Annotated in this window: 17 protein-coding genes and 2 pseudogenes; 11 read left to right on the top strand and 8 right to left on the bottom strand. The window is 61.4% G+C overall.

Features of this window, described 5'->3' with window-relative positions:
• Window positions 1–92 precede the first annotated feature (92 nt).
• Both rocF and ocd read left to right on the top strand, forming a co-directional pair.
• On the top strand, window positions 93–1,013 hold the full coding sequence (gene rocF / locus IB238_RS21570; RefSeq protein ID WP_192251960.1) for an arginase: 921 nt from the start codon (window positions 93–95) through the stop codon (window positions 1,011–1,013).
• 29 nt (window positions 1,014–1,042) lie between these two features.
• The gene (gene ocd / locus IB238_RS21565) at window positions 1,043–2,104 is read left to right on the top strand and encodes an ornithine cyclodeaminase (protein WP_192251957.1); all 1,062 of its coding nucleotides are present in this window, start codon (window positions 1,043–1,045) and stop codon (window positions 2,102–2,104) included.
• 166 nt (window positions 2,105–2,270) lie between these two features.
• On the opposite strand, the pseudogene IB238_RS21560 reads toward ocd, so the two are convergent.
• Window positions 2,271–2,499: pseudogene (locus IB238_RS21560) on the bottom strand (HU family DNA-binding protein).
• Window positions 2,500–2,515: 16 nt separating this feature from the next.
• Complete coding sequence (locus IB238_RS21555; RefSeq protein WP_192251954.1) at window positions 2,516–3,040, bottom strand: hypothetical protein; 525 nt, start codon at window positions 3,038–3,040, stop codon at window positions 2,516–2,518.
• A gap of 343 nt (window positions 3,041–3,383) precedes the next feature.
• On the opposite strand from IB238_RS21555, the gene IB238_RS21550 reads away from it, so the two are divergent.
• From IB238_RS21550 to IB238_RS21540, 3 genes and pseudogenes are all read left to right on the top strand, one after another.
• Entirely contained in the window at window positions 3,384–4,706 is a 1,323-nt protein-coding gene (locus IB238_RS21550) for a mechanosensitive ion channel domain-containing protein (protein WP_192251951.1), read from the top strand.
• Between the two features lie 44 nt (window positions 4,707–4,750).
• Window positions 4,751–5,845, top strand: a complete 1,095-nt coding sequence (locus IB238_RS21545; RefSeq protein ID WP_192251948.1) for a branched-chain amino acid ABC transporter substrate-binding protein — start codon at window positions 4,751–4,753, stop codon at window positions 5,843–5,845.
• 79 nt (window positions 5,846–5,924) lie between these two features.
• A pseudogene (locus tag IB238_RS21540) lies at window positions 5,925–8,278 on the top strand (adenylate/guanylate cyclase domain-containing protein).
• Between the two features lie 303 nt (window positions 8,279–8,581).
• Here the strand turns inward: IB238_RS21540 and IB238_RS21535 are convergent.
• The 3 genes from IB238_RS21535 to IB238_RS21525 all read right to left on the bottom strand — a co-directional run bounded on the left by IB238_RS21535 (window position 8,582) and on the right by IB238_RS21525 (window position 12,327).
• Window positions 8,582–9,355, bottom strand: coding sequence for a slipin family protein (locus IB238_RS21535; RefSeq protein ID WP_192251945.1), 774 nt, complete (start codon window positions 9,353–9,355; stop codon window positions 8,582–8,584).
• Between the two features lie 30 nt (window positions 9,356–9,385).
• Window positions 9,386–10,777 (bottom strand): nodulation protein NfeD, encoded by a 1,392-nt coding sequence (locus tag IB238_RS21530; protein WP_192251942.1) that lies wholly within the window; start codon window positions 10,775–10,777, stop codon window positions 9,386–9,388.
• 317 nt (window positions 10,778–11,094) lie between these two features.
• Window positions 11,095–12,327, bottom strand: a complete 1,233-nt coding sequence (locus tag IB238_RS21525) for a benzoate/H(+) symporter BenE family transporter (RefSeq protein ID WP_192251939.1) — start codon at window positions 12,325–12,327, stop codon at window positions 11,095–11,097.
• A 110-nt stretch (window positions 12,328–12,437) separates the two neighbouring features.
• Here IB238_RS21525 and IB238_RS21520 point away from each other — a divergent pair, with 110 nt between their 5' ends.
• The 3 genes from IB238_RS21520 to IB238_RS21510 all read left to right on the top strand — a co-directional run bounded on the left by IB238_RS21520 (window position 12,438) and on the right by IB238_RS21510 (window position 17,317).
• On the top strand, window positions 12,438–13,931 hold the full coding sequence (locus IB238_RS21520) for a PLP-dependent aminotransferase family protein (protein ID WP_192251936.1): 1,494 nt from the start codon (window positions 12,438–12,440) through the stop codon (window positions 13,929–13,931).
• Between the two features lie 292 nt (window positions 13,932–14,223).
• Window positions 14,224–15,204, top strand: coding sequence for a sugar-binding transcriptional regulator (locus tag IB238_RS21515; RefSeq protein ID WP_192251933.1), 981 nt, complete (start codon window positions 14,224–14,226; stop codon window positions 15,202–15,204).
• A gap of 58 nt (window positions 15,205–15,262) precedes the next feature.
• The gene (locus tag IB238_RS21510; protein WP_192251930.1) at window positions 15,263–17,317 is read left to right on the top strand and encodes a bifunctional aldolase/short-chain dehydrogenase; all 2,055 of its coding nucleotides are present in this window, start codon (window positions 15,263–15,265) and stop codon (window positions 17,315–17,317) included.
• Between the two features lie 101 nt (window positions 17,318–17,418).
• Here IB238_RS21510 and IB238_RS21505 read toward each other — a convergent pair whose 3' ends face one another.
• From IB238_RS21505 to IB238_RS21495, 3 genes are read right to left on the bottom strand one after another with little or no spacing between them, the layout of a single operon-like run.
• A complete protein-coding gene (locus tag IB238_RS21505; RefSeq protein WP_192251928.1) occupies window positions 17,419–18,462 on the bottom strand; it encodes a substrate-binding domain-containing protein in 1,044 nt (347 codons plus the stop codon).
• A gap of 50 nt (window positions 18,463–18,512) precedes the next feature.
• Complete coding sequence (locus tag IB238_RS21500) at window positions 18,513–19,562, bottom strand: ABC transporter permease (protein WP_192252481.1); 1,050 nt, start codon at window positions 19,560–19,562, stop codon at window positions 18,513–18,515.
• Window positions 19,562–21,076, bottom strand: coding sequence for a sugar ABC transporter ATP-binding protein (locus IB238_RS21495; RefSeq protein ID WP_192251925.1), 1,515 nt, complete (start codon window positions 21,074–21,076; stop codon window positions 19,562–19,564). The genes IB238_RS21500 and IB238_RS21495 overlap by 1 nt, the downstream gene beginning before the upstream one ends.
• 146 nt (window positions 21,077–21,222) lie before the next feature.
• Between IB238_RS21495 and mtnK the strand changes: the two genes are divergently transcribed.
• The 3 genes from mtnK to IB238_RS21480 are packed head-to-tail and all read left to right on the top strand — an operon-like array spanning window position 21,223 to window position 24,525.
• The gene (gene mtnK, locus IB238_RS21490; protein WP_192251922.1) at window positions 21,223–22,494 is read left to right on the top strand and encodes an S-methyl-5-thioribose kinase; all 1,272 of its coding nucleotides are present in this window, start codon (window positions 21,223–21,225) and stop codon (window positions 22,492–22,494) included.
• Window positions 22,491–23,585, top strand: coding sequence for an S-methyl-5-thioribose-1-phosphate isomerase (gene mtnA, locus IB238_RS21485; RefSeq protein WP_192251919.1), 1,095 nt, complete (start codon window positions 22,491–22,493; stop codon window positions 23,583–23,585). Before mtnK ends, mtnA begins: the two co-directional genes overlap by 4 nt.
• A 4-nt stretch (window positions 23,586–23,589) precedes the next feature.
• Window positions 23,590–24,525, top strand: coding sequence for a 1-deoxy-D-xylulose-5-phosphate synthase N-terminal domain-containing protein (locus IB238_RS21480; RefSeq protein WP_192251916.1), 936 nt, complete (start codon window positions 23,590–23,592; stop codon window positions 24,523–24,525).
• The last annotated feature ends 1 nt before the right edge of the window (window position 24,526 follow it).

The following is a 24,526-nucleotide window of genomic DNA, read 5'->3' as shown; positions in this document are numbered from 1 at the left end:
ATGGACAGTTTGGCATTCCGCGATGCCAAAATTCAATATTCAATCTGCCATAGAGGAATCCTACAGTTAGACAACGTCAATAGGAGTAAGTCATGGAATGCACGTTGATCGGTGCGCCCCTGCAAATTGGTGCGGGGCTGCTTGGATGTGAGATGGGGCCGAGCGCCCTTCGCATCGCCGGCCTTCGCACGGCGCTGGAGGAACTGGGCCATACGGTCAAGGACATTGGCAATCTCACACCTCGTGCCTTCGAAGAGATGCCGCACCCGAACGCGGCGGTACATCACCTCGGTGAAACGGTCGCATGGGTGGAGGCGCTGTCAGCCGCGGCCTACGAGCACAGCAAGACAGGCATGCCCATCTTCCTGGGAGGCGATCACGCGATATCCGCCGGCACCGTTCCAGGTCTTGCACGGCGCGCCGCCGAGCTCGGCCGGCCGCTGTTCGTCCTCTGGCTGGATGCCCACACCGACTTTCATAGTCTTGAGACGACCGTCAGCGGCAACCTTCACGGCACGCCGGTCGCCTATTATATCGGCCAGCCCGGCTTTACCGGCTATTTCCCCGCGCTCACCCATCGCGTTCCTGCAGAAAACGTCTGCATGATCGGCATCCGCAGCGTCGATCCCGCCGAACGGGCCGCCATCCGGAAGACCGGCATTACCGTCCACGACATGCGCGTGATCGACGAGCACGGCGTGGCCGTGCTTGTCCGGAGTTTTCTGGAACGGGTCAGCGCCGCAAACGGGCTGCTGCATGTGAGCTTCGACGTCGACTTTCTGGAGCCCGACATCGCGCCGGCCGTGGGCACCACGGTGCCGGGCGGGGCGACATTCCGCGAGGCACACCTGATCATGGAGATGCTCCATGACAGCGACCTTGTGACCAGCCTCGACATCGTCGAGCTCAATCCGTTCCTCGACGAGCGCGGCAAGACCGCAAGACTCCTCGTCGATCTCGTCGCCAGCCTGATGGGCAAGCGGGTGATGGATCGCCCGACTATCTCGGGCTGATTTCGATTGTTCTTTGGTTTGGAGGGAAAATGAACACTGATCCGAAACTGAACGTGGTTCCATTCGTCAGCGTGGACCACATGATGAAGCTCGTCCTGAAGGTTGGCATCGACCGGTTCCTGACGGAACTCGCTGCCGTCATCGAGGAAGATTTCCGCCGCTGGCCGGTCTTCGACAAGACCCCGCGCGTCGCCTCCCATTCCGAGGAAGGCGTCATCGAACTGATGCCGACCAGCGACGGCACGCTCTACGGCTTCAAATATGTGAACGGCCACCCGAAGAACACACGCGACGGCCGGCAAACCGTGACCGCCTTCGGTGTCCTGTCAGATGTCGGCAACGGCTACCCGATGCTGCTGACCGAGATGACGATCCTGACCGCGCTGCGCACCGCGGCGACCTCGGCCGTGGCGGCGAAGTACCTGGCCCGCCCGAACGCCCGCACCATGGCCATCATCGGCAATGGCGCACAGAGCGAATTCCAGGCCCGCGCCTTCAAGTCGCTGCTCGGCATCGACAAGCTTCGTCTTTACGATATCGACACGGCAGCCACCCGGAAATGTGCCCGCAACCTCGCTGGCCTCGGCTTCACCATCGAGGAGTGCTCCTCCGTCGAGGAAGCCGTCACGGGCGCCGACATCATCACCACCGTCACCGCAGACAAGCAGTACGCGACGATCCTTTCCGACAATCATGTCGGCCCTGGTGCCCACATCAACGCGGTCGGCGGTGACTGCCCAGGCAAGACCGAACTCAGCAAGGACATCCTTCTGCGCTCGGACATCTTCGTCGAATATCCGCCGCAGACGCGCATCGAAGGCGAAATCCAGCAGCTGCCGGCCGAACATCCCGTCATCGAACTCTGGCAGGTCATGACCGGCGAGACGGAAGGCCGCCGAAGCGCGGACCAGATCACGCTCTTCGACAGCGTGGGCTTTGCCATCGAGGACTTCTCCGCACTCCGCTACGTCCGAGACAAGATTAGCGAACTTGGAATGTTCACCGAATTGGATCTCCTCGCCGATCCAGACGACCCTCGCGATCTCTACGGCATGCTGCTCCGCTGCGAAAAGAAGCTTAGCGCTGCATAGACAGTTGCCAAGTGCTTGCCCGATCGCCGGCGCTGTCCCCTGGAAGCGCCGGCTTTTTCATACAGAACGCACAGCGCAACTTGCCGGAGCCAGTTTAGATACCCGCTTTTCGCAACATGTATTGTGCGTTCTCGACAGACCCTGCCCAGGCTTACCGGCTGGTCGCTTACTTGTTCAGCGCATCCTTGAGCGCCTTTGCCGGCGTGAAGGTTACTTTCCTTGCAGCGGCAACCTTGATCGTCGCGCCCGTCATCCTTCACCTTCAACTTGTCAAAGCCGGGAATTGACGTCTCGCTCACTGCAAGTGCAGCAGCGGTGATTTGAGAGAAGACCGTCTCTACGATGGCTTTGCTTTGGGCCTTTGTCAGTCCGTGATCGGCAGCGAACTCGTCCACATGCGGCTAACGCTTGTCACTCCATCTCCGAGATGGATTTGGCTTCCGGTCTTGCCGAGGCGCAGTTTGTCAGCACAAGCGCCGCGCGAAAATTCTTCTCACTATCCAGCACGATCAACGACATCAGGACGAGGCCCAGCCCCGCCCCGAAATAGCCACCGCAGAGTGCGGCAAGAAAACCGGACAGGTAAGTCCACCGTAGCGTCCCCATGCCGCGGCTCGCAGCGAGCTGATGAATGGAAGCGGCGAAGATGAATAGTAGCGTCGCCCCGAGAATAAGCCGTGGCACGAGCGCACGGAAGACGGCGAGCAGGAGAAACGCACCCGCAAGCGCCCGCTGCTCCATGCGCTCAGCGCACACAGCGCCCGCACGGCCCTCAACCTCTATATTGAACCAGGCAGCGCGGCACAGCTCGACGCCCGCCCGCGGCTTTTTGCGACTGGCGGACTGGAGCGCGAGCTTATTGCCACGCTGGCAAAGAGCACGCGGAACGAAGCTGGTCGCCCAGCGTATGAGCGGCTGATTGACGTGCACTTCCACCGGCTACAGCCAGTGCGCTCCAGGCGCGACCTTCCCATTCCCGCCGATCCGGCACTGAGGAAAGCTTTTGGATCAAAGGCGTCGCTGCTGACCCTGAATGAGAGGGTGAAATACGTCCAGCGTGCTGTTAAACGACTGGAAGCCGCGGATCCGTCTTCACCCGGAAGCGGTCGCTCAATCCCTTGCTGCAGGTGCTTGGTGACACCGACCAGTTCTATCACAACCGACCCGCCTCAATAATCCGAGTGCGATTTGATTATCGCGCATCAAATTGCCTCGTCATCGGGACTGAACAAAACCCGACCTCTAACGGTTAATCTTGGAGAACCACGAGAGAAAGACGATGGAGTTCGCAGAGGCGGTCAACGCTGTCGAATATTGGCTGCAGGCTTTCTTCCTGAATGAGTGGACACTCTATCAGTCCGCCCTGATCGTTGTTGGTTATCTGCTCTCCGGATTCCTGGCAAAGCGGATCGAACCGGCATTGGAATCGCGTGCGCGCACCATCAAGGGAAATCCAGATCTCCTTCGTGTCGTCATCGCTTTCATGCGGCGGCTGCGGTGGCTCTTCTTGATCGTATGGCTATGGGTTGTGGACGCCGTCTTGCTGCAATTTGGATGGCCCTCGAACCGATGGCTGGTAGCCACGGCCTTGACCCTCGTGGCGGCGTGGTTCGTCATCGCCGTGCTGACGCGCATAATCAGAAATCATATGCTGGCCCGTATCGTTGCCGTGGCTGGGTGGCTCTACTTTTCCCTCTATGCGCTGGGGCTGGACCAAGTCCTACTGACGGCACTCGATGGCATTGCCGTCAATCTTGGCACCGCTCGCCTTTCGATGCTGGTCGTCCTAAAAACCGTCGTCCTTTCCGGTGCGTTGATCTGGCTGGCTGTTTTGGTCGGCAACATGTCGTCGAACTGGATACAAAAATCGGCCGATCTCAACCCATCCTTGAAGGTCCTCATCAGCAAACTGGTCAAGATTGGACTGATGGTGTTTGCGGGTACAATTGCCTTGTCTGCAACAGGCATCGACCTGACGGCACTAACTGTCTTTTCAGGGGCTGTCGGGGTCGGTGTCGGGTTTGGCCTGCAAAAGGTCGTCTCCAACTTCATTTCCGGAATCATTATCCTTCTCGATAAATCCATAAAACCGGGCGACACGATCACACTGGGAGAGACGTTCGGCTCGATCCGCGATTTGCGCTCCCGCTTCGTCTCCGTCATCACGAGAGATGGCAAGGAGTACCTCATACCAAACGAGGACTTCATCTCGCAGCAGGTCGTGAACTGGTCATTTTCCAGTGACTATGTCCGCATCGAGGTGAGCTTCGGAACCTCGTATGACAGCGATCCACACGAGGTTGCTCGCATCGCGATCGAGGCCGCCAAAGCCATTCCTCGGGTTGCGAGCACATACGCGCAACCGGTCTGCTGGATGGCAGGCTTTGGAGCGTCATCGCTCGATTTCAAGCTGAGATTCTGGATTTCCGACCCGAGTAACGGACTGACAAACGTTCGCGGCGAAGTACTCATGGCCCTGTGGGACGCGTTCAAGGCAGCCGGCATTTCAATCCCGTTCCCGCATCGCGAAATCGTTATGAAGAACCCTATTGAGATTACCCGCGCCAGTCACCAGCACGAAGTCGACGTGGCAGCGCCGTAGCCGCACTTTTTGATCCAGAGTATATTGAGCCGAGGAGGTGCATCATGCGCCGACCTTTTCCAATAGCAGTCGCTTTGGCATGCCTGATCAGCTTCCACGCCCAGGCGGAAATTCTGATCGGGGCTGCTGGACCGATGACGGGCAAACTGACCTGGATTGGCGAGCAATTGCAGCGCGGCGCGGAGCTTGCCGTTCACGACGTCAATGCGCAAGGCGGCGTGCTTGGCCAGCCAGTGCGGCTTATCATTGCCGATGATTTCTGCGACACGGAACAAGCCATCGCAGCGGCCAAAAAGCTCGTGGCAGACAAAGTCGTCTTCGTCGTCGGGCACTATTGTTCGGGCGCCTCAATCCCGGCAGCTGGGGTCTACGAGGCGGCAGGCGTGCTGCAGATATCTCCGGGCTCGACAAATCCGCTCCTGACGGACCAGGGGCGCGCCAATGTCTTTCGCGTAATTCCACGGGACGATGCGCAAGGTACGGCTGCGGGGAACCTTCTCGCCGATCAATGGGGCAGGAGAAAGATCGCTATACTTCATGACGGTACCACTTACGGCAGAGGCTTGGCGGAGCAGACCAAGAAGCGACTGAACAGTCGCAACGTGACCGAAGCGAGCTACCTTCTGTATGAACCTGGTAAGAGCGACTATGCAGCGGAGATTGCCAGGCTCGAGGAAGCAGGCATCGACGTGATCTATGTGGGCGGGTACCACACCGAGGTAGCGCTCATGGCAAGCGCCGCTCGCGATCGCGATTACTCAGTTCAGTTCGTGTCCGGCGATGCCATGGCGACCGAGGAGTTGGCGCTGATCGCGGGACCCGCCGCCGAAGGCCTTCTTTTCACCTTTACTCCGGACGCGCGCCGAAACCCTGAGGCCGCTGCGGTCGTTGCCCGCTATCGCGCAGAGAACTACGAGCCTTATGCCTATACCCTGCTCACCTATGGCGCCATCCAGGTCTGGGCACAGGCCGTAGCCAAGGCTGGTTCGCTGGACGTTGGCGGGGTGATCGACGCGCTCCACAAAGGTGAATTTTCGACGGTGCTCGGACCGATCGCCTTCGACGACAAGGGCGATCTGATGCGGCAAACCTGGGCGTGGTACGTTTGGAAGAATGGGGAATATGTGCCCGTAGACTAAACTTCGGACTGCTGGCGGGCCGGCGATTTCGTCGACACCGGCACGACAGAGGTGAGCCGCATCAGCCGGAATGGAGACGATGCATAACCGTCTCGGCATACGTGGCCGCTTGTTGCTTGCGTTCTTCGCTCTCAGCGCCATCAGCATGCTGTCGAGCGCGGCTGCGATCTATGCTCATCGGGAAGTCGGTTCCGTTGTCGCGCACATCACGCAAAGCCGGGTGCCCTCGGCACTCGCTGCACTTCAGTTGTCCCGCCAGGCCGAACGAGTAGCGGCCGCCGCACCATCCATGCTCGCCGCGACCAGCAAGATGAAGCGGGCCGATGTTTCAGCCGCCATCTCGGTCGAGATGGCGCGGCTCGAGACGCTGCTCGGGTCACTCAAGGGCAGCACACTTGGAACCGAGTCTGTAGAAATTGAAGGCGCGGTCCTCGGTCTGGAGCGAAACCTGCGGACGCTTGACGATCTGGTTGCGACGAGGCTGACGGCCGTCGAGCGCAAGCAAGAGCTGTTGCGACGGCTTGGGACGACGACGACGGCGTGCTTGCGTCTGGTCACCGCCGGTACGCTGGTTGCGAACTCGAAAATGGCCGCGTGGCGAAAAGTGGTCGACGGTTCCGGCGCATCACCCGAGAATCGCGCCGCAGCGATGGAGAGCGCCCTGAACTTGCACTGAGCATCTTTCCCCTGCAGCGCGCCTTGAACAGCCTCGAGGCGATCGTCCAGCAGATTGAAACAAAATTGCAGGCTCGCTTTCGGGATCGAGTGGGCGAGTTCAGGGAACTGGCCCAAGGCGAGGCCGGAATTCCCGCCGTCCGCGGGCGCGAGCTCGCCATTTTGGCAGAGGGCGAGAAGCTCGTGGCCGAGAATGAGAGGCTTTCCCGGGACCTCACCGCTGCGGTCGATCGTCTCGTAACGGCCGCTCACCGCGAGATTGCCGACGCTGGGCGGGAAACGGCGGCCGTGCAGAGTTTCGGAACTGGGGTCGTTCTCGGCTCCGCCCTGCTGACCCTCGTCAGCTCGATCCTGGTCGTCTGGCTCTACGTGGACCGCAACCTTCTCGCCCGGCTCGCGGCCGTCAGCCAGAGCATGCTGGCCATCGCCGCCGGCAATCTGCGGGTGCAACTGCCCAAGCCAGCCAACGACGAGATCGGCCGCATGGCCGAGGCGCTGCGCCTCTTTCGCGACACGGCGATCGAAGTGGAGGAGAAGAACCTGCGCGAAGTGGCCGAAGCCCGCCAGCACCTTGTCGATGCAATCGAAAGCATTTCCGAGGGTTTCGCACTTTATGATCCGGATGACCGGCTCATCCTCTGCAACAACCGCTACCGCGAAATTCTCTATCCGGACATGGATGATACCGTCATTTCCGGCGCCCGGTTCGAGGCAATCATCAGGGCGGCAGCGGAGCGCGGCCTCATAGAGGATGCGATCGGTCGGGAGGAAGAGTGGATCGCCGAGCGGCTGCTGGCGCACCGTAGTCCAACCGAAACGCATGTCCAGCGCCGCAGTCCGGATCGCTGGATTCAGATCAGTGAGCGCCGGATCTCGGGCGGGGGGACGGTCGCGGTTTATTCCGACATTACGGAGCTGAAGCGCCGGGAGCAGGATCTGTCCGAAAAGTCGATCGCGCTCGAAGCGCTCTCGAGCAAGCTGGCCAAGTATCTCGCCCCACAGGTTTACAATTCGATCTTCAGCGGCCGACAGGACGTGAGAATTGTGAGCCAGCGCAAGAAGCTGACGATTTGCTTTACCGATATTGCCGGCTTCACTGAAACCACCGACAAAATGGAGTCGGAAGAACTCACGCAGATCCTCAACCAGTACCTGTCCGAAATGTCTAAGATCGCCCTGGAGTTCGGCGCTACGATCGACAAATATGTCGGCGATGCCATAGTGATGTTCTTCGGCGATCCCGAGACGCGCGGTATCAAGGAAGACGCCATCGCCTGTGTCTCGATGGCGCTTGCGATGCAGAAGCGAGTGGGTGAGCTCGGCGAGATCTGGCGCAGCGTCGGAATAGAAACGCCGCTCCGCTGCCGGATCGGTATTCATACGGATTATTGCACCGTCGGAAATTTCGGCAGCGAAGACCGGATGGACTACACGATCATCGGTGGTGCCGTGAATCTGGCCGCACGGCTAGAGCAGGAGGCGGCCCCCGGATCCGTCCTTATCTCCTACGAGACCTTCGCGCAGGTGAAGGATGTGATCTATTGCGAGGAAGTCGGGCCCATCCAGGTCAAGGGCATAGCTTATCCGACCGCGACCTACCGGGTCATAGCTTCTAAAGTAGATCTTTCAGCAGAAGCCGCAATTCACAAGGATATGCCGCATCTGAAGCTCGATCTGGAGCCGGAACTCATGTCGACGGGCGAGCGCGAGAAAGCCGCCGCTGCCCTTCGCGATGCGCTCGACCGGCTTTGTCACTAATCCAGACTAGTTTGCGCTGTCCAGCAGCGTTCCGCGCCAATGGTCTGGATCGGAAGGCTCAAAGTCGAGGTTCACTGCAAAATATCGATGCACAGCGATGCCCTTGTGAGGGCAACGTAGATATCTTTCTTCCTTATTGGTGGGAGAAAAACGAGGCGCTCAAATTGTTTTTCCAACGGCCGACTCGCCTACTGCCTTTTCAAGAACCACCAACCTTTCGCCCAAGAAAGCCACCCGCGCGATGTCGTGCGAGACAACGACGAAGGTCAGCAGGACGAAAGGCCGCTCGGAGCAGCATCAGTGTCAGGCTTTAGTGCCTTTCGCCTGAGGCAATAACAAATTGCCGAGTTCCATCGGGAAGGGGAAAACGACTGTCGAGCTCTTTTCGCTCGCGAGAACGTTGAGGGTGTTCAAATATCGAAGCTGCATGGCTTGCGGTTGGCGAGCCAGGATTTCGGCGGCCTCGAGAAGTTTGGCTGCCGCCTGCTGCTCTCCCTCGGCGTTGATCACCTTTGCCCGCCGCTCCCGTTCAGCCTCCGCCTGACGGGCGATGGCGCGGATCATCGATTCGTTGATGTCGACATGCTTGATCTCGACATTTGCAACCTTGATGCCCCACGCATCGGTCTGCGCATCGAGGATCTCCTGGATGTCACTGTTGAGTTTGTCGCGCTCCGCCAGCATTTCATCGAGATCATGCTTGCCTAGCACCGAGCGAAGCGTCGTCTGCGCGAGTTGACTGGTTGCAGCCATAAAGTCCTCAACCTGAATGGTAGACTTCTCGGGATCGATGACCCTGAAATAGATTACCGCATTGACACGCACCGAAACGTTGTCATGGGAAATGACATCCTGGCTGGGCACGTCGAGCACACGGGTGCGTAGGTCGACCCGTATCATCTGTTGCACATAGGGAATAAGCAGAATCAGACCCGGCCCTTTGACACCCGTGAAGCGGCCTAACGTAAAAACGACGCCGCGCTCGTACTCGCGTAGGATCTTGATCGCCGATGCAATAGCGAGCAGCAAAATAAGGATGATAACGCCGTAAAACGCGAGATCCACAAACACGTCCATGATTTCCTCCTGCTTCTGGATATCGCCGATCTAGGTGTCTTGCAGTCGTTGGGCGACTTCGAGCGTCAGCCCCTTGCGGCCAACAACCCTGATTTCGTCGCCGCTGGACAGCGGTTCGCCGGCGACCGCTCTCCAGCGTTCGCCATGTGCGATCACAAAGCCAGCCCTGCCTTCCCAGCTCTCGACCTTGCCGGTAATACCGATCATCTGCTCGGCTCCTGTCGTCACTCGGCGCCCGCGCGAGATGAAGGCCAGGAACGCTGTCGCAAGGCTGAGCGCCAACACAACCGTGGCAATTGCGACGAGCATCGGCCATGAGACGCTGAAACCCGACAGGTCAGTGTCAAACAGAATGGCCGCACCAAGCACCAGCGACAATCCGCCGCTTAGGCCGAGTGCGCCGAAGGACGGCGAATGCACTTCTGCGACGGTCAATCCAACACCAAGGGCGATCAGGGCCACGCCGGCATAGTCGACGGGCAGAAGGGCGAGCGCATAGAGGCTCAGCAACAGGCAGATGGCCCCGATCGTCCCGGGTACAAAGGTTCCCGGAGTCAAAAATTCAAAGATCAGTCCGTAGATTCCGATCATCATCAGGATGAGTGCGATGTTTGGATCGGTAATCACTGAGAGCAGGCGGATCCGCCAGTCCGGCTCGAAATCCTCCATGGCAAGGCCTGACGTTTCAAGCCGCACGTCCACTTGGCCGATCCGAACTAAGCGCCCCTGCGCCTGGGCCAAAAGGTCGGCGCGGTCGGCGGCGATGAAATCTATCACGTGTTCGCGCAGTGCGGCGGTCGCCGAGAGGCTGGCGGCCTCACGCACCGCGCGCTCCGCCCAATCGGCGTTGCGGCCGCGCAGCTCGGCTAAGCCGCTGATATAAGCCACGGCGTCGTTGACCGCCTTGGCCTCTTCTGGACTCCGCGATGTTTGCTGCCGGTCGCCGTCCGGCTTGTTCTGGTCGCCTCCCGTGTCGCGTTCCGGCGGCCGTCCGAGTGCAATCGGCGTTGCGGCACCAAGATTGGTGCCCGGCGCCATAGCCGCAACGTGGCTTGCATAGAGGATGTAAGTTCCGGCGCTGGCGGCGCGCGCGCCGCTTGGCGCGACAAAACCCGCGACCGGTACCGGCGAAGCGAGAATTGCGCGAATGATGTCGCGCATCGACTTGTCGAGACCGCCCGGTGTATCCATCTGCAGAACGATCAGCGCCGCTTCGCGGCCGGAGGCATGCTGAATGCCCTTTCTCACGTACTCAGCCGCTGCCGGACCGATGGCGCCATTCAACTGCAGAACTGTGGCTATACGGTCCTGCGAAGCGGTTGGATGGTGGAATGACAGTATCAGCACAAACAGCAAGGTGAACTCCCGTACGAACCTCAACGAGAGCCTCGAATGCCGCGCCAATTTCCGCCGAATATCCATAAATCGCATTATATGGCGGATCAGCAAAACGGTAAGATGGGCCGCGATTGCTGGTTGACGGTAGACCGATGCCCTACAGTAGGGATCTCGCGGCTCTGATCTTGTCTATAGGACATTGCACACAAGCTGGCGCGCTAACCACCCCAAAATCTACAAATCGCGTCCCAGAGTGTATTGCCGTCGATCGCCCACCCTGCCACACGCCGACGTCGCCACCGGGAGGCTCGGGGGCGGATCGCCGCTGTGCTCTTCTTGCCTATCGGAGATAGGCTGGTCCGATACTCTGGCCTCAAGGCCGGCCTCCAGCGCTTGTGCCGTCACTTCACGGCTCCCTTGCTCACGGATAGGTCGGCACGTTTACGGCGCGGCAAACGACCGTTGAGAACGAGGTAGGCGACGAGGCCGATCAGCAGTCCCCAGAACGCCCCACCGATGCCGAGTAGCGTGATATTGGCGGCAGACGCGAGGAAGGTGATCAGCGCCGCCTCGCGGGAAGCCGGGTCGGCCATCGCCCCCGCGAGGCTGCCGCCGATGGTGCCAAGGAGCGCGAGACCAGCGAGCGTGGTGATGAAGGTCGCGGGAAACGCCATGAAGGCGGCGGCCAGTGTCACGCCGAACACACCGACCAGCACATAGAAGCAGCCGGCCGCGATGCCGGCGATCCAGCGCTTGGACGGGTCTTCATGCGCTTCCTTGCCCGTGGCGATTGCTGCGGTGATGGCTGCGATGTTGAAGGCATGGGAGCCGAACGGAGCCATGATGAGCGAGCCAAAACCCGTCACCGTCACAATGGGATTGGCGCTCGTCTTGAACCCATCGTTCCGCAAGACCAGCATTCCCGGCATGTATTGGCCGGTCAGCGTAATCAGGAACAGCGGCAGCGCGACCGAAAGCAGCGCGTTCAACGAGAACTCCGGCATGGTGAAGGCCGGAGCTGCGAATTCCAGTTTCAGGCCGGACAGATCGACACGGCCCTGCGCGAGCAGGAAGGCAAGCCCGAGAACCAGAATGCCGACCACGGCGTAGCGTGCGGAGAAGCGCTTCAAGGCGACATAGGCAAAGATCAGCAGGCCGACCAACAGCGGATCGACACTCGCGCCGCCGAAAGCCCCGACGCCGAACTGGAGCAGGATGCCGGCCAGCAGGCCCGAGGCTATACCGGGCGGGATCAGACGGATAACCTTCTCGAAATAGCCCGACATGCCGAGCGCGACGAAGGCGGCCGCCGAGATCATGTAGCCGCCGATCGCCTCCGCATAGGGCGTCGTCGAAAGCGCAGTGACGAGAAACGCCGCAGCCGGCGTCGACCAGGCGGTGATGATCGGTTCGCGATAGCGCCAACTCAGAAACAGGCCTGTCAACCCCACGCCGATGGACACCGACCAGACCCAGGAGGCCGTAAGCGCCGGGTTCAAGCCCGCGACCTTAGCCGCCTGAAAGACCAGAATGAATGTGCCGCCATAATTGACGATAACGGAGATCAAGCCCGCGACGATTGGGTGGGTAAGATCGTTGAGGCGGATGGGTGAAGGCGAGGAACGGGACGACATATTCCTGGAGAGTCTCCTGAAGTTTGGGGCACAAGGCCGACAGGGCATTGACACTTAGCCCACCAATGGCCTGATATACCCATCCACTTCATTCGAGCGACCCAGACCATTTGTTCAAGCATTCACAACTCGAATCCGTAAAAGCGTGGGTTGCCCACCCCGCCCATGCGACGATGCCGCTTCACGCGCGGATACAGCGGTCAATCCGCCAACTGATCGTCGACGGTGCGCTGGGACCGGGTAAACCGCTGCCGGCCTCTCGCGCGCTCGCCAAATCGCTCGGCGTTTCGCGCGATACGATCGAGGCGTCCTATGCTCAGCTTCACGCCGAAGGTTTCATCGACCGGCGCGTGGGCAGCGGCAGCTTCGTCGCGGAGATGACGGAATTCACGCCTGGTCATCGCCTCTCGCAGCGAGATGCACTCTTGCGCAACCGGGCGGCCCCAAACCTCAGCAAACGCGGTGCTAGCATGTTTCGCAGCGGCGGCGTGCGCGAACTGCTTTCGCCGCGGCCCTTCGCGCATGGTGTGCCGGAAACGCGCACCTTTCCGCTTCAGCTCTGGGAGCGCCTGGAGCGGCAGGTGCGCAAAGAAGTTGGCGCGCAGGGTCTGCTTCACGGCGATCCGCAGGGCACCGAGCCGCTTCGCTGCGCCATCGCAGACTATGTGAACCTTGAACGCGGTGCGCGCGCCACAGCCGACCGCGTGCTGGTGCTGACCAGTTCGCAGCAGGCCATGTCGCTATGCGCGAATATGCTGCTCGATCCCGGTGATCGGCTCTTCATCGAAGATCCTGCCTATTACGGTGCGCGCAAGGCGTTCGACGCGGCTGGGCTGGAATGCGTCCCCATTCGAGTGGATCGGCAGGGTATCGTCGTGGATCAGATCACGGCGGAGCCGCGCCGGGCCAAGGCAGTCTTCCTGACGCCTTCCCACCAGTTCCCGACCGGTGCGACTCTGACATTGGACCGCCGCCTGGCACTGATCGAATGGGCCGCGCGGAACCAGGCGTGGATTATCGAAGACGACTATGACAGCGAGTTTCACTACGCGGGCAAGCCTACGGCCTGCGTGCAAGGCCTCGACCCGCACGATCGGACCATCTACATCGGCACCTTCACCAAATCGCTCTTTCCGGGCTTGCGGATTGGCTACGTCGTGTTGCCGCCCCAACTCGTAAAGCCGATGACGGTCGCGCGCACGCTGCTGGATGGCCATACCGCCCCCATGGCGCAACTGACGCTGGCCCGGTTCATGGAGGGCGGACATTTCGGCGCGCATGTACGCACCATGCGCGGCGTCTATGCCGAACGGCTCGACGTGCTGGCTGGCCTCGTCAGCACGCATCTGTCGAATTTCGTCGAGCCGCGCGTTCCCATCGGTGGGCTGCAAATGCCCTGCGTGTTGACCTGCGACCTCTCGGAGCGCACCGCCATCGATGCGGCGCAACGTGTCGGGATCGAGCTTCTTGGGCTATCAGCGCTGCACGCTGCCAGCGATGGCAAGGCGGGCTTCCTCATGGGCTTTGCCGCTTACACACCTCTGGAAATCGAGGTTGCTGTCAAGAAATTGGCGAGTGCGCTTCGGGCGGTGATGAAGCCATAGCAGACCTTTGAGGAATTCTCGTACGACAAGCGCTTTGCAGCCATCATCATTCCAGCAGGATCGCTTCAGTTGGTTACGGATGTAACGTCGGCTGCCGCTGTCTAAAGCGACGGCGACCTGTTGACGCCGACGGATCATCGGGTCGAAACCAACTACATCGCTCAGACAACCCTTTCCCACCTCCGCAGGGTGTCAGAGCGCGGCAGAGCGGCGACGCCGCGACTGCACCAAGGATTTGTTGACTTTTGTCAGCATGGATGAATAATGTCAAAACGATCCGAGAAAGACTCATATGCCCATCCGTGCCAACGATCAGATCATCCACAAGGCCGCCTGGCTCTACTACAACCACGGGCTGCGCCAGGACGAAGTCGCCCAACGGCTAGAAATCTCGCGCGCTTCCATCGCCATGTATCTGCGCAAGGCGCGCGAGATGGGGATCGTCACCATAACGACATCCTCTGAACTCTTTTCCGATGACGTTCTCGCGCGCGAGTTGGAGGACGCCACCGGACTGACGACAGCCTGGCTCGTGCCTGAAGACCGGCAGGCCATGGACCCGGCCGCCGAGATGCCGGTGGTCGCGGCTTCCGTTTTCCTCGAACTCATCAACAAGGGCGACCGGATCGGCGTCGCCTGGGGCCGCACCGTCTACCACATCGCTGACGTGATGCCCTTTGCCGACCTCAGGAGCGTCACCGTCGTGCAACTCTGCGGCAATCTTGGTGCCCCCTACTCTTACCGGCCGGACCAATGCACCACGGAAATCGCGCGCCGGCTCAATGCAGAAGGCATCAATATTTATGCGCCTCTCGTTCTATCCTCCGAGCGGCTCGCCGAAGAACTGCGTGGCGAGCCGGTTATCAAGGAGCAGCTTGCCACTATTTCCGACTGCGAGCTCGCGCTCTACTCCGTCGGAGGCATCGAGGACGATAGCCATCTCGTCAAGTGCGGCGCGCTTTCGGCCGCGGACATGCATGCCATGGGCGAGAAGGGCGCTGCCGGCGTCATCGCCGGCCAGCTCATCGACCACGACGGCCAATGGATGGACTGTCCGCACAACCGACGTTGCATTTCGGCCGATCTCAATTCCATCCGTGCGATCCGCAAGCGGATGCTCGTCGTGCAGGAGGAAAGCAAGTTCGATCCGCTAATGGCGGCGCTGAAGGGCGGTTTTGCCTCACATCTCGTCATCACCACCTCGATGGCGCGACGGGTCTTGGATCGCTGGACCCGTCAAGGGGTTGGCAAGGGCGGCTCGGGTAAGGCTTGAGTCAGATGTTTGGGCCCGCCGATGCCGGCCGGGCCGGTTTATCGGGAGGCTGAACACAATGGAAAATCTCTGGCGCGACGACGAAGCGGAAAAGGTTGTTGCCTCCTATACAGCGAAGGGCGTCAATCGCGATCTGGCGTTGCGCACCTATACGACACGGCTTCTGGGCGGCGAGCCGCGGCTGGTACTGCACGGTGGCGGTAATACCTCCGTAAAGACCGAAATGACCGACCTCGTCGGCGATACCCATGCTGTGCTGTGCGTCAAAGGTAGCGGCTGGGACATGTGTACGATCGAGCCGCCGGGCCTGCCCGCCGTCAAGGTCAGCCCTCTCCTGAAGAGCCGCAAGCTCGAAAAACTCTCGGACGAGGATATGGTGACGCTGCTGCGCGCCAACCTGGTCGATCCCGCGGCACCGAATCCTTCGGTGGAAGCGCTGCTGCATGCCTTCCTGCCGCACAAATTCGTCGACCACACCCATTCGACCGCCATCCTTGCCATCGCCGACCAGGCCAAGAGCCGGGAAATGAGCATCGAACTCTTCGGGAGGAAGATGGGCTTCGTGCCCTATATCATGCCCGGTTTCGCGCTCGCCAAGGCGGCGGCCGAGGTGTTCGATCAGGACCCGACGGTCGAGGGCCTGATCCTCGACAAGCACGGTATCTTCACCTTCGGCGAGACGGCGAAGGAAGCCTATGACCGCATGATCCATTACGTCACGGTCGCCGAAGACCATGTGAAGACTAACAGCCGAAACCCCTTCACACCGGCCGCCCTGCCCGCTTCACTGGCATGCCCCGCCGATATCGCCCCCATGCTGCGCGGCGCCGTCGCCGTCGACAAGGGCGAGGGCCGCTATGACCGCATGGTCAGCGTCTTCCGCTCCTCGCCTGCAATTCTCGACTTCGTCAACGCAGCTGAAGTCGCCGACATGGCGGCCCGCGGCGTTTCCACGCCGGACCTTTCCATTCGCATCAAGACCGGCCCGATGGTGCTTCCGTCGCCGGCAAAAGACGATCTCGCCGGCTATCGCGCCCTCATTGACGAGCACGTCGCCGCCTTTGCCGCCAACTATACCGAGTACTTCCGCAGCAATGATGCGCGCGACGACGTCAAGCGCGTTATGCTCGATCCCATGCCGCGCCTGACCTTGGTGCCGGGCCTTGGCATGTTCGGTCACGGGCGGACCTTCAAGGATGCGAGCATCGCCGTCGATGTCGGCGAGATGTGGATCGAAGCCGCGCGGGATGCGGAGTCCGTCGGCCGTTTCGAGCCGGTGAGCCGGCCTGATCTCTTCGACCTCGAATACTGGTCGCTGGAACAGGCAAAACTGGCGGGCGCTAAGCCAAAGCCGTTCACCGGACAGGTCGCGGTCGTCACCGGCGGCGCAGGTGCAATTGGCGCAGCTGTCGTCAAGGCCTTCGCTGCGGAGGGCGCGCATGTGATGGCGCTCGACCTCGACGGCGAAAAGGCGGCAGCGGTCGCCAAGGCCGCCGGCAACAATTCGATCGGCATCGCCTGCGATATCACCGATCCTGTCTCCGTGCGCGCCGCCTTCGACAAGGCGGTCGCCACATTTGGTGGTATCGACATCGTCGTCTCCAATGCCGGCGCGGCCTGGGAAAGCCCGATTGCTACCATGGACGACGCACTACTGCGCAAGAGCTTCGAGCTGAACTTCTTCGCCCACCAGACCGTCGCACAGAACGCCGTTCGCATCATGAAGGCGCAGAAGACCGGCGGAGTATTGCTCTTCAACGCCTCTAAGCAGGCGGTCAATCCGGGCGCGAAATTCGGCGCCTACGGCCTACCGAAGGCAGCAACGCTCTTCCTGTCGCGCCAGTACGCGCTGGAACACGGCGCCGACCATATCCGCGTCAACGCCGTCAATGCGGACCGTATCCGCTCCGGCCTGCTCAACGACGAGATGATCGCCAACCGCGCGGCGGCCCGCGGCCTCTCCGTCAAGGAATACATGGGCGGCAACCTACTCGGCCTCGAAGTGACGGCAGAAGACGTCGCCCGCGCCTTCGTGCACCATGCGCTTGCCGAACGCACGACCGCCGACGTGACCACCGTCGATGGTGGCAACATCGCCGCGGCGATGCGCTGAGCTTTTGGGCGGGGCAGACCGGCTGCCTCATTTCACTGAGCCAAGCGAAGCAAAAGGGGCGGCCCGATGGACCGCCCCTTCTTCATTCCCCTCGCCCGAAATCAGGGCTTCGGCATCCATGCCGGCATCGCGACCTCGGCATGGGCGAACTGCGGCAGCTTCACGCCGAGCTCTTCCATGTTCTTGATGTCCTGATCGTTGAGATCCTTCTGCGTGATCAGCGTCGGCGGCACGATGACCTGCCTGCCCGGGTCTTCGCCGGCAAGCAGCATGGCGAGCGAACGCACCGAGACCTGGCCGACCACGGCCGGGTTCGTCGCAGCCGTTGCCGCCCAGGCCGATTCGGATTCGCGCATGGCGGCGATATCGGAGGTCGAGATGTCGGCCGAGTAGATCTTCACGCCGGAGGACAGGCCGGCTTCGTCGACAGCGATCTTCACGCCCTTGGCGAATTCGTCATAGGGGGCGAACATCACGGTGATATCAGGATTGGCGGAGATCACCGAGCGCGCCTGGTTGGCGACCGAGTTGGCGATCGGGTTGTCCATCGTGCCGAACTGGGCGGCTTCGTTGATACCCGAATACTTCGCCTTGAATTCCTTCCAAGTTTCGTCGCGACGATCGAGCGGCGCGATGCCGGCGACATAAACATAACCTGCCTTAAAGCTTTCGCCGTTGTCCTTGATCGCCTGCTCGAGCGCGAGACGGGCAAGGTCGCGGTCCGACTGCTCGACCTGCGGGATCTTTTCATTCTCGACGTTCACGTCGAAGGCGACGACCTTGATGCCCGCGTCGACCGCGCGCTGGGCCGCTTCCTTCATGGATTCCGTCAGGCCGTGCTGGATGATAATGCCCTGCACGCCAAGCGCGATGGCCTGGTCGACCATGTCGGCCTGGAGTGCGGCATCCTGGCGACTGTCGAAGACCTGAAGCTGAACGCCCAGCGCTTTTGCCTGCGCCTCGACACCAGCGAGGTAGGACTGGAAGAAATCGCCGGTCGAAAGGTAGCGCACGAGCGCGATCTTCACGTCGCCAGGCTTGTCGAACGGCTTCGGCATGTCGGCTGCAAAGGACGGCACGGCGAATGCCGCCGCGCTCATCAGCCCGAACGTTATCTTGCCCAGGGTTCTGCGAGTAAGGTTCATGTCAGTCTCCTCCACTGGTGAACTTTGGTTATCCGCCGAGGGCCCCGCACTCAGCGTTTGCCTCTTTTCGAGAGCGCAAAGGTGAAGATCAGGGCGATGACGAGCACCGCGCCCTTTACGAAATCCTGTGTGTAGTAAGGCGCGTTCATCATCGTCAGCCCCTGCAGCAGGATACCGACGAAAAGCGCACCGATGGCTGTACCGAAGGCATTCGGCTTGGCGGCACCGAGCACGGCAAAGCCGATCAGCGCGGCTGCGACAGCATCAAGAAGCAGGTTGTTGCCCGAGGCAATGTCGCCGCGCCCGAGGCGGGCAGCGAGCAGGATGCCGCCGATCGAGGCGAAGACGCCGGAGATGATGTAGGCGGAGATCTTGTAGGCGTTGACCGGCGCACCGGCGAGGCTCGCGGCCCGCTCGTTGGAGCCGACTGCATACATCATGCGGCCGAAGCGGGTGTATTCGAGGAAGAACCAGATGATGATGGCAAGCACGATCAACACGACCACCGAGACCGGCACGAGATTGGGCAGGATCAGATCGAAACGATGGCGACCCAGCGCCAGAAAGGCCGGGCTGAAGGCGCCCGTTGCCGTCGAGCCATCCGGCAGCGTCATGCCCGTGGCAATAGAACGCCCCTCCGTCGGGATGCGCTGTAGGCCGAGCAGCAGGAACATCATGCCGAGCGTCGCCAGAAGATCCGGCACGCGCATGTAGACTATGATGATCCCGTTGATGAGGCCGACGAGCACACCGACGGCAAGGCAGACGAGCGTCGCCGTCGCCGCATCTCCACCCATCACCACCATCACATAGGACGAGGCCATCATGGCCGTTGTGGCGACGGAACCGATGGAGAGGTCAAAACCGCCGACGACAAGGGTGGCCGTCACGCCGAGCGCCAGGATGCCCGTAATCGACACGGATTGCAGGATGAAGACCGCGCTTTGCGGCGAGGCAAAGCCGCCGGTGACGAGCGAGAAATAGAGCACCATGCCGGCGAGCAGCACGAGAAAGCCGTATTTGATCGCGGTTTCCCTGATGTTGAGACTGGCCGGCGGGACGGCACCGGCGGCCGCGGATTTGCTCTGTTCACTCATCATCATGCACTGACCCGTTCATAGAATTGCCCGGCGATCTCGGAGAGCAGCCGCTCGACATCGATGCCGGCATTGCGGTGCTCACCCACGATGGTCTGTTCCGACATCACGAGGATGCGGTCGGCGACCTCGAAGGCCTCATCGAGTTCCGTCAGGAAAAGGATGGTGGTTCGTCCGGCGGCAGACGCGCGCAGCTTCTCGCCGATGTCGCGGCGGGCGGCGATGTCGACGCCCTGGAAGGGCTCATCAAGGATGAGAAGGCGCGAGGGCTCGGAAAGCCAGCGGCCGACCATGACCTTCTGCTGGTTGCCGCCCGAAAGCGTCTGCATCTCGTCACGCTCGCTGCGGCAGACGACACCGAGCGAGGTGATCTGCTGGCGGGCTTTCACTTTTTCCGCACGGCGGCTTGCGATGCCGAAGGCCGAGAGCCGCCGGAGGAACGGCAGGCTGATATTCTCGTAGATATTGAAATCGGGCACGATACCGCTGATTGCGCGGTCCTTGGCAACGAGGAAGACACCGTGGGCAATCGCCTGGCCCGTCGTCTTGGGCGCATAGCGCGCACCGTCCAGCGTCATTTCACCCGCCGCGGGCACGCGGGCGCCAAAAAGCGTTTCGGCAAGCGCCGTCTTGCCCACACCGACGAGACCGGTGACCGCGACGATCTCGCCATCGCCGAGATCGAAATCAAAGGGCCGCGACTGTTCGGAAAGCTTGAGGCCGCGCACGCTGAAGACCGGACGGCCCGCCTCGCGCACGGCGACCGCACCGGCAGAAACCTTGCGGCCGAGCATGGCATTGACCGCACCCTCATAGTCAAGCTCCGGCCCCTCGAAACGACCGGTGATGCGGCCGTCGCGCAGCGAGACGATGCTGTCGGCAAGGCGACGGATATCCGACATGCGGTGCGAGATATAGAGAATGGCGACTCCGCGCGCCTTCAGGCGGTCGACGAGATCGAAGAGGCGATCGGCCTCGGCGCTCGACAGCGAGGAAGTCGGCTCGTCGAGGACCAGCACCTTCGGCTCATGTGCCATGGCGCGCGCAATCGCCACCATCTGGCGGTCGGCGAGCGTCAGGTCGTTGATGCTGGCCGAAAGATCGATAGCAAGGCCCATGCGGGATGCAACGGCCGCCGCCTCGCGCCGCACCCGGCGCGGGTTGAATAACAGCCTGGCATCGCGGCCGTTCAGCCGGTCGAGCGTGAGATTGGTCGCGACATCGAGATCGGCGACGACGCCGTCATTGATGTTCTGGTGCACGGTGACGACGCCGGCGCGGATCGCCTCGGCCGGCGTTGCCGGCTCGAAAGCAGCACCTGCAAGCGTGATCGTGCCAGCATCTCGCGTATAGACTCCGGAGAGGATACGTACGAGCGTGGATTTGCCGGCACCATTGGCACCCATCAAAACCGTCACGGCGCCGGCCTTGAGGTCGAGGTCCACCCCTTGGAGCACCGGTACCGGCCCAAAGCATTTGCGCACGCCCTCAATGCGAAACACTGCCTGTTCGCTCATTCTCTCCTCCCGATGAATGCAGGTTAGGATAGGCTCTAATCAAATGTCAATATCGTTGACATTTGACAGAATGATGCCTTAGCTGTGGCTACACACGACATGGCGGCGAGCGGTGGAGGCAGCCCCATGCGCAGGAGGAGGACATCATGGACAGCCACGTCTTCGAGGCGCTGAGCGCCGAGACCTTGCCAGTTCGATTGGGCGGCAACGCCGCTCTCAAGGAGAAGATCGGGAACGATTCGTCCCGCTGGAGTGTCAAAGAAGTCGGCGACGGCAATCTCAATTTGGTCTTCATCGTGACGGGCGAAACGGGGGCCGCGATCGTCAAGCAGGCGCTGCCTTATGTCCGCCTCGTCGGCGAGAGCTGGCCACTGCCGCTCAAGCGCTCGTTCTTCGAGTATCACGCACTCAAACGCCAGGGCGCGCGCGATCCCGGTATGGTGCCTGACATCCTGTTCTTCGATGAGGCGCAGGCCATCATCGTCATGGAGTTCCTGACGCCGCATGTCATCTTGCGGCGCGCGCTGATCGATGGGCGCGAACTGCCGAATATCGGCCGCGACCTCGGCCTCTTCGTCGCCCGCACGCTGTTCCGTGGCTCCGACCTCTCCATGGTGACGCGCGAGAAGAAGGCGGATGTCGCGCTGTTCTCCGACAATGTGGAACTCTGTGACATCACGGAAAACCTCGTCTTTTCCGATCCCTATTTCGAGGCGACGCTCAACCGCCACACCACGCCGCAGCTCGATCCGCTCGTGAGCGAACTGCGCGCCGACCGCGACCTCAAGGTGGAAGCGCAGCGGCTGAAGCACCTGTTCTCCGCCAAGGCCGAGACACTCTGCCACGGCGACCTGCACACCGGCTCCATCATGGTCACGGACGATGAAACGCGCGTCATCGACCCGGAGTTCGCCTTCTACGGCCCGATCAGCTTCGACGTCGGCATGCTGATCGCCAATTTCTGGATGAGCTATTTTTCGCAGAGCGGCCATGAGGCCAAACCCGGTGCGCGCGACAGCATGCGCACCTATCTGCTCGATACGATCGAGACGCTGTGGGAAACCTTCCGCGCCGAGTTCGCCAGCCTCTGGCGCACCGAGCGCAAGGGCATTCTTTATCAGGCGAGCCTGTTCGAGACTCGTCATGACCCGCTCGCCGCCGAGCAAGCGCTCAACATCGTCATCGACGAGATCTGGCACGAGATGCTCGGCTTTGCCGGCGTCGAGATACACCGCCGCATCCTGGGCCTCGCCCATAACGCCGATTTCGAAACCATCGCCGACCCCGACCGCCGCGCGCCCTGCGAAACGAAGGCGCTGGAGCTCGGGCGTCACCTCGCCGTCAACCGGCAACGCATCCACAGCCTCAGGGATATCCGCGAGACCGTGGAGCGGCTTGAAAAGGAGATTCTCGCGTGAAAGTCGGAGAACGCCACTACCATACGATCTGGTTGAACGAGGACGGTCGCTCCGTCGACATCATCGACCAGCGCTGGCTACCGCATGAGTTTCGTGTCGTGACGTTGAAGACGGTCGCTGGCGTCGCCGTCGCTATCAGAGACATGTGGGTACGTGGTGCGCCACTGATCGGCGTCACCGCCGCCTATGGCGTCGCGATCGCCATGGCAAACGATCCGTCGGATGCGCATCTCGATGCCGTCTGGGACGAACTCAACGAAACACGCCCGACAGCCATCAACCTGCGCTGGGCGCTGAATGCGATGCGCGAGCATCTGCGCCCGCTGTCCGAAGGTGAGCGCGCGGGCGCTGCCTACAACCGCGCCGCCGAGATCGCCGAGGAGGATGTCGAACTCAACCGCGCCATCGGCGCAAACGGCCTCGATGTCATCCGCAAGATCGCTTCAAAGAAAAAGCCGGGCGAGCCGGTGCGCATCCTCACCCATTGCAACGCCGGCTGGCTTGCTACCGTCGATTACGGCACCGCGACGGCCCCGATCTACATGGCCGTGGAGGAAGGCATCCCTGTCCATGTCTATGTCGATGAGACGCGGCCGCGCAACCAGGGGGCCTATCTCACCGCCTGGGAAATGAACGGCCATGGCGTGCCGCACACTTTGATCGTCGACAATGCCGGCGGCCATCTCATGCAGCATGGCCAAATCGACATGGTGATCGTCGGCACCGACCGCACCACGGCCAATGGCGACGTCTGCAACAAGATCGGAACCTATCTGAAAGCGCTCGCCGCGCGTGACAATGGCGTGCCCTTCTACGTTGCGCTCCCCTCACCCACCATCGACTGGACGGTGCATGACGGCGTCAAAGAAATCCCGATCGAGGAGCGGACCGGCGACGAAGTGAGCTTCGTCCAGGGCCGCGCCGCAGATGGCTCGATTGCGAGCGTCCGTATCGCGCCGGAGGGAAGCCCCGCAGCCAACCCTGCATTCGACGTCACGCCCGCGCGTCTCATCACCGGCCTCATTACGGAGCGCGGCATCGCCACGCCTTCGCCTGAAGGCCTGAAGGCGCTCTTTCCCGAACGGAGCTGAGACGATGAGCCTCTTGAACGAAAAATCCACCGAGGACATCGCGTTTGGCATCCGCAGGCGCGTGTTCTTGCACACGATGAAGCACAATGGCGGCTATCTCAGCCAGGCTTGCTCGGCGGCCGAGAGCCTGGCGCTGCTCTATAACGAGGTCCTGAACCTCGGCGAACCGACGCTGCCGAAGGTGCCGCTGCCCTTTCGCGGCGTGCCTTCCGCGCACAACCCCGACGCCTTCACCGGCGCGGGCTATCACGGCCCGGTCGGACCGGAGTTCGATCGCTTCTTCATCTCGCCAGCCCACTATGCGCTTGTCATCTATTCCGCACTGATCGAAACCGGCCGCATGGACGAACATGCACTCGACCATTTCAATGAGGACGGCGGCTCGGTCGAAATGATCGGGGCCGAGCACAGTCCCGGCATGGAAGTGACGACCGGCTCGCTAGCGCAGGGCCTCTCCATGGCCTCCGGCGTCGCCTGGGCGAGATTACGGAAAAATGAGCCCGGCAAGGTCTGGGTCTACATGTCCGACGGTGAGTTCCAAGAAGGCCAGACCTGGGAATGCCTTGCGGCCATGAGCTACCACAAGATCGCCAATATCCGCGTCATTGTCGATGTGAATCGCCAGCAATGCGATGGCGCCATGTCAGCCGTGCTCGATCTCGGCGATCTCGCCGCGCGTGTTTCCGCCTTCGGCGTCACCTGCCGCTCGGTGGATGGCCATGATCTTGGCGCGTTGCGCGCCGCAGCGGAAAGCGCGGAAAATGGCAAGCCGCTGGTCATCCTCGCCAACACGTCGCCCTATCAAGGCATGAAGTTCCTGAAGAAGCGCTTTCCGCGCCTTCACTATGTTCGCTTCAAGAGCGTGGAGGAGCGGCTGGAAATGCAGGCCGCGCTCGCCGCCGAACTCGGCGTCGATTTGAACGCGATGGAAGGGGCCTGAC

Source organism: Rhizobium sp. ARZ01 (genome assembly GCF_014851675.1).
Classification (GTDB): Bacteria; Pseudomonadota; Alphaproteobacteria; order Rhizobiales; family Rhizobiaceae; genus Mycoplana.
Note: the sequence above shows the minus strand (reverse complement) of the source record. Positions and strands in the feature narration are given on the sequence as shown.